The 6,802-nt window shown below is 68.4% G+C and carries 4 protein-coding genes and 1 pseudogene; all 5 read left to right on the top strand.

The features are described from left to right. Window positions 1-119: pseudogene (locus D183_RS25485) on the top strand (Holliday junction resolvase RuvX); the annotation flags it as partial. 19 nt (window positions 120-138) lie between these two features. Continuing rightward, window positions 139-1,086, top strand: coding sequence for an aspartate carbamoyltransferase catalytic subunit (locus D183_RS0120495; protein ID WP_017910644.1), 948 nt, complete (start codon window positions 139-141; stop codon window positions 1,084-1,086). Between the two features lie 209 nt (window positions 1,087-1,295). After that, window positions 1,296-3,296 carry a M1 family metallopeptidase gene (locus D183_RS0120500; protein ID WP_017910645.1) on the top strand — a complete coding sequence of 667 codons (2,001 nt, stop codon included), beginning with the start codon at window positions 1,296-1,298 and terminating at the stop codon, window positions 3,294-3,296. A 419-nt stretch (window positions 3,297-3,715) separates the two neighbouring features. Beyond that, complete coding sequence (locus tag D183_RS0120505; protein ID WP_017910646.1) at window positions 3,716-4,780, top strand: pectate lyase family protein; 1,065 nt, start codon at window positions 3,716-3,718, stop codon at window positions 4,778-4,780. A gap of 450 nt (window positions 4,781-5,230) precedes the next feature. Next, window positions 5,231-6,802, top strand: a 1,572-nt coding sequence (locus D183_RS0120510; RefSeq protein ID WP_017910647.1) for a HAMP domain-containing methyl-accepting chemotaxis protein, incomplete at its 3' end; no start/stop codon positions are given.

A 6,802-nucleotide genomic window follows, 5' to 3' on the forward strand; every position in this document is an offset into this window, starting at 1 on the left:
TGGACCGTGCCGCCGGCCGCAAGCGCCGCCGCGACGCCGCCGCGCTGGACGCGGTGGCCGCCGCGGTGATCGTGGAGCGCTGGCTGGCCGCGCCCGACGACGCCATTCCCCCTCCCTGATCCACAGCCCGGACCCGCCATGACTGATCCGCAACTCGATTCGAACGGGCGCCTGCGCCACCTGCTGACCCTGGAAGGGCTGCCGCGCGCGACCCTGCTGCAACTGCTGGACCGCGCCGGGCAGATCCGCGACGCGGCGGTGGGCCGGGTCGGCAAGCGCAACGTGCTGGCCGGCACCGCGGTGTGCACGCTGTTCTTCGAACCGTCCACGCGCACCCGCAGTTCGTTCCAGCTGGCCGCGCAGCGGCTCGGCGCCGACGTGCTGAACTTCGACGCCTCCACCTCGTCCACGCGCAAGGGCGAGACCGCGCGCGACACGCTGAAGAACCTGGAAGCGATGGGCGTGCGCGGCTTCGTCGTGCGTCACCCCGAGGACGGCGCGGTGGAGCGTCTGGCCGAGGCGGCGGGCGAGGGCACCGCGCTGATCAACGCCGGCGACGGCCGCAGCGCGCATCCCACCCAGGGCCTGCTCGACATGCTGACCCTGCGCCACGCCAAGGGCGGCGATTTCTCCAAGCTCAAGCTGGTCATCGTCGGCGACGTCAAGCACTCGCGGGTGGCGCGCTCGGACCTGCACGCGCTGCGCACCCTCGGGGCCGGCGAAGTGCGCGTGTGCGGACCGCGCGCGCTGCTGCCCGACGACGACACCCTGGACGGCTGCGTGGTCGGCGAGGATTTCGACGCCATGCTCGACGGCGTGGACGCGGTGATGATGCTGCGCCTGCAGCGCGAGCGCATGGAGGAAGGCCTGGTGTCCTCGCTGGAGGACTATCACGGCCAGTACGGCCTCACCGCCGAGCGGCTGCGCCGCGCGTCCAAGGACGCGGTGGTGCTGCACCCGGGCCCGATCAACCGCGGCGTGGAGATCACCGACGAGGTCGCCGACGGCGCGCAGTCGTGCATCCTGCGCCAGGTCGCCAACGGCGTGGCGGTGCGCATGGCGGTGCTGGAGACCTTGCTGGGCTGAGCCCGGCGCGCGTCGCCCTGCCGTCGTAGGAGCGGCGCTTGTCCCCTTCGGGGATCAGCCGCGACGGGCCTTCCCGGTAGCGCCCATCGCGGCTTAAGCCGCTGCTACTCCGTCTTGCCGAGCATCCGCTGCCGAAGGTGGCGAACGGCACATTCGCGCCACCCCCAATCGGCCTACCATCGGCGGCGATCCTCCCCACGGACGCCACCATGATCCTTGTCCTGCGCCGCGCTGCGTTCGCCGCGGCTTGTGTTTCCCTTGTCGGCGCCGCCCAGGCCGATGCCACCACTGCCGCCGCCGCGGATGGTGCCGGCACCTACGATCCGCAGGCGCTGTTCGCACCGCTGCAGTTGCCGCAGCCGGCCAACGCCTACCGCAGCGGCGGCGGCGTGCCCGGCCCGCAGTACTGGCAGAACCGCGCCGACTACGACCTGCACGCCACCCTGGAACCGGCCACGCACACGCTGCGCGGCCAGGAGACCATCACCTACAGCAACCGCAGCCCGGACACGCTGGACGTGCTGTGGCTGCAGCTGGACCAGAACCTGTACCGCAGCGATGCCCGCGCCCGCAACTTGCGCGCCGCGCGTGCCGACCGGCCCGCGCCGCAGAGCACCGAGGGCTATCGCATCGCCAAGGTGGAGCTGGAGCAGGGCGGCAAGCGCGTGGCGGCGACCTTCCTGATCGACGACACACGCATGCGCGTGGATCTGCCGCAGCCGCTGGCCAGCGGCAAGGCGCTCAAGCTGCACATCGACTACGCCTACACCGTGCCCGGCACCTGGGGCGGCCGCACCGCGGTCACGCCCACCCCCGACGGCGACATCTACGAGATCGCGCAGTGGTATCCGCGCATGGCGGTGTACGACGACCTGCGCGGCTGGGACACCCAGCCCTACCTGGGCGCGGAGTTCTACCTGGAGTACGGCGATTTCGACTACGCGGTGACGGTGCCCTGGAACTACCTGGTGGCCGGGTCCGGCGAACTGGTGAATCCGGCGCAGGTGCTCACCGCCACCCAGCGCCAGCGCCTCGCGCAAGCCGCCGCCAGCGACAGCACGGTGACCATCCGCGGCGCCGATGAGGTGGGCAAGCCGGACAGTCGGCCCAGCGCCAGCGGCACCCAGACCTGGCGCTTCCACATGGACCACACCCGCGACGTCGCGTTTGCCGCTTCGCCGGCGTTCGTCTGGGATGCGGCGCGGATCAACCTGCCCGAGGGCAAGCATGCGCTGGCGATGTCGGTGTATCCGCGCAGCGCGGTCGGCAGCGACAAGTGGGGCCGCTCCACCGAGTTCGTCAAAGCCTCGATCGAACACTTCTCGCAGTGGTATCCGTACCCGTGGCCGGCGGCGGTGAACCTGGGCGGCCACGGCGCCGGCATGGAATATCCGGGCATCGTCTTCGACGACATGGAGGACGGCGGCAAGCAACTGTTCTGGATCACCGCGCACGAACTCGGCCACGGCTGGTTCCCGATGATCGTCGGCTCCAACGAGCGCCGCCATGCGTTCATGGACGAGGGCTTCAATACCTTCATCGACGTCTACGCCTCCGACGCGATCAACCATGGCGAATTCGCGCCCAAGCGCGATGGCGAGTACGCGCCCGGCGGGGGCAACCCGGTGGACGAGATCCTGCCACTGCTGGCCGACGCGCAGGCGCCGACCCTGCTCGATCGCGCCGACGCCACCAGCGAGAAATACCGGCATCCGCTGACCTACTTCAAGGGCGCGCTGGGCCTGGTGCTGCTGCGCGAACAGATCCTCGGTCCGGCGCGCTTCGATCCGGCGTTCCGCAAGTACATCGCCACCTGGGCCTACAAGCACCCGACGCCGTCGGATTTCTTCCGGCTGATGGAGAGCGAGGCCGGCGAGGACCTGAGCTGGTGGTGGCGCGGCTGGTATTTCAACAACTGGCAGCTGGACATGGGCGTGCGCGCGGCCGCTTACGTCGATCATGATCCGGCCAAGGGCCTGCTGGTGACCTTGGGTAGCCGGCAGAAGCTGGTGATGCCGGCGACCCTGCGCATCGACTTCGCCGACGGCAGCCATCTCGATCAGCGCGTGCCGGTGGAGACCTGGATGCAGCAGACCCAGCCGCAGATCCGGGTGCCAAGTACGCAGAAGGTGCTGCACGTGACCCTGGATCCGGACCATGTGCTGCCCGACGCCGACCGCAGCGACAACCGCCTGGACACGGTGAGCTGAGCGCGTCGCGGCCATCCGGCGCCTGTTCGGCGTCGGATGGCTCGCGCAAACGTGCTGCGGCCGCAACATTCGCGGCCGCGCAGCGCCGGCGTGCGCTTGTCCCTGCGCGGTGCGCCGACGGCGATGGCGATGCGCGCGATGCACGGCCGTTCGCCGTCGTTGCCGGCGAGGTGCGTCCAACGCAGCGTGCGTGCGGGAAGCCTGTCCCCGGCTGTCGCTGTCTGTCTCCTGCGGACCGTGCGTGTCCGCTTGTCCTGTCCCGCGCGGCGAACGGAGCGCAGGGTTCCAGTTCTGCGTCGCGGCGATTGCGCGGGCCGCCGCGTGCATTCCAAGAATGCCGCCGGCCCCCACGCCCCGTGCCGGCGCATGCATGCACTGTCATGCGTCCTGCACTCATCGCGACAGATGGGAGAGACATCATGCAGCAGCAGTTCCGCAGGGGCGCACTGGCGCTCGCTCTGGCCGTCGGCGCCGCCCCGGCCTTCGCCGGCCCGGTCGGCTACGGCGCCAACACCACCGGTGGCGGCAACGCCATTCCGGTCAACGTCGCCACGATGGAGGCGATGCAGGCGGCGATCGACAACTACGCCGGCTCCGGCGGCCTGGTGCTCAACTACACCGGCAGCTTCAACTACGCCAGCATCACCGACGTATGCACGCAATGGAAGCTGCCGGCCAAGACCGTGCAGATCAAGAACAAGCGCGACATCACCATCAAGGGGGCGAACGGCTCCTCGGCCAACTTCGGCGTGCGCGTGGTCGGCAATGCGCACAACGTCATCATCCGCAACATGACCATCGGCCTGCTGCCCGGAGGCGAGGACGCCGATTCGATCTCGCTGGAAGGCAATTCCAGCGGCCAGCCGTCCAACATCTGGGTGGACCACAACACCATCTTCGCCTCGCTGACCAAATGCCCCGGCGCCGGCGACGCGTCCTTCGACGGCGGCATCGACATGAAGAAGGGCGTCAACCACGTCACCGTGTCGTACAACTACATCCACGACTACCAGAAGGTCGCGCTCAACGGCTACAGCGACAGCGATACCCAGAACGCCGCCGCGCGCACCACCTACCATCACAACCGCTTCGAGAACGTGGAATCGCGCCTGCCGCTGCAGCGGCGCGGGTTGAGCCACATCTACAACAACTACTTCAACAACGTCTTCACCTCCGGCATCAACGTGCGCATGGGCGGGGTGGCGCTGATCGAAGCCAACTACTTCGAGAACATCAAGAACCCGGTGACCTCGCGCGACAGCAGCGAGATCGGCTACTGGGACCTGATCAACAATTACGTCGGCAGCGGCATCACCTGGACGGTGCCGGAGAGCACCAGCAAGCCCTACGCCAACGCCACCACCTGGATCTCGTCCAAGACCTATCCCGAGTCGCTGGGTTACATGTACACGGCGATCCCTGCCGCGCAGGTCAAGGCCAAGGTCATCGCCACCGCCGGTGCCGGCACCAACCTGGCCGAGTAAGGCACGCCGCCTCCGCGCCCGACGGCGCGGAGGCCGGTCGCCCGGGCGGTCGCGGATATATGCCGTTTACGACATTCTTGGTGTGCGCGTGGCAATGCCTGCGGCGGTAAGTGTGACGTGCGCCAGCGCCGATGGGGCGCCTTCTAATCCTTGTTTCACATGGAATTTACGGGTGCGCAACGGTGGCGTGAGGGAGACGCGCAACGTGCACTTCGTAGTCACGATGCTGAGGGGATTTAGGAAACTGTGCGCAGTTGCGCATCAAGATTCCGGGCGGGTCGCCGTTACCTAGTACGAGTACCCGCATGGGACACCCCCGATGCGGCCGGTGCTGGAAGTGTCTTTTCCTTCTTCTCCGTCGCATCGCGCCCAGGCCATTGGCCCGAGGGTGTCCTGCGCGATCCAGGTCGTGGCGCGGGCTGCTCTCCTTTTCTTACTTGGTGGCCCCTCATGATCGGAATCCTGCAACGCTACAACGTCGGGACGCGGCTCGCGTCCGCCTTCGGCGTCCTCATCCTGCTCTCCTGTGCGCTCGTCGTCGCCGGGCTGCTGACGCTGAAACAGGCGCGCGAGATGATGGACACCATCGTCAACCGGCGCATGCAGATCCTCGATTACACCGGCGAAATGCGCAATGCCAGCGCACAGGTGGCGGTCAATCTGCGCAACATCGTGCTGCCGACCACGCAGGAAGAGAACGAGCGGTTCGCCAAGGCCGTCGACCAGCAGCGCCGCTACTACGGTGAGGTCCACGACAAGCTCTATGCGATCCCGGTCAGCGATGCCACCGGCGCGCAGATGCGCAAGGCCATCGACGACGCCTACGATCGGACCCGTCTCGCCAACCAGAAGGTCCTGGACCTGGGCATGGCCAACAAGGCCGATGAGGCATTGAAAGTCCTGATGGCGGAGGCCGGACCGGCGACGCAGCAATGGCAGGAGGCGATCAATACCTATGCCGACCGGCAGCGCACGCGCGGTGCCGAGGCCTACGCCAGCGCCAACGTCGCGATGGACCGCGGCCGCAGCCTGCTGGTGGCCGGTGGCGTGCTCGTGGTGCTGGTCAGCGGCCTGCTGGCCTGGCTGATCACCCGCAGCCTGACCGTGCCGCTGACCCGCGCCACGCGTGTCGCCGAGGCCATCGCCAGCGGCAAGCTCGACAACGACGTACGTACCGACGCCCGCGACGAAACCGGACGTCTGCTGGTCGCGATGCAGGGCATGCAGCAGCAGGTCAGCAACCTGATCGGTGCGCAGTTGGAAATGGCCAAGCGCCACGACGCGGGCGAAGTCAGCCATCGCATCGAAGCGCAGGCCTTCCCGGGCGACTACGGGCGCATGGCGGCCGAGACCAATGCGCTGGTGGCCTCGCACCTGGCGGTGAAGACGCGCCTGGCGCAGATCATGGGCCGCTACGCGATCGGCGACCTGTCGCAGGACATGGACCGCCTGCCTGGCGAGGAGGCGGTGCTGAGCCAGACCATGGACGAGGTCAAGGCCAACCTGTCGGCGATGAACGGGCAGATCAAGCAACTGGCGACGTCCGCCGCCGACGGCGACTTCAGCGCGCGCGGCGACGCCGAGCGCTTCCAGTACGACTTCCGGGTGATGGTGGACAGCCTCAACCAGTTGATGGCCACCGCCGATGGCAACCTGCAGGCGCTGTCGACCCTGCTGCAGGCGATCGCCGCGGGCGATCTGACCGCGCGCATGCACGGCGATTTCCGCGGCGTGTTCGCGCAGATGCGTGACGACGCCAATGCCACCGCCGAGCAACTGGCCGGCATCGTCGGACGCATCAAGCACTCGGCGGTGTCGATCAATGCCGCGGCCAGCGAGATCGCCGCCGGCAACGACGATCTGTCGCGCCGCACCGAGCAGCAGGCCGCCAGCCTGGAAGAAACCGCAGCCTCGATGGAGGAACTGACCTCCACCGTTCGCCAGAACGCCGAGCACGCGCGTCAGGCCAATCAGCTCGCCGCCGGTGCGGCCTCGGTCGCCTCGCAGGGCGGCGACGTGGTC

The organism is Xanthomonas sp. SHU 199, assembly GCF_000364665.1.
Lineage (GTDB): Bacteria > Pseudomonadota > Gammaproteobacteria > Xanthomonadales > Xanthomonadaceae > Xanthomonas_A > Xanthomonas_A sontii.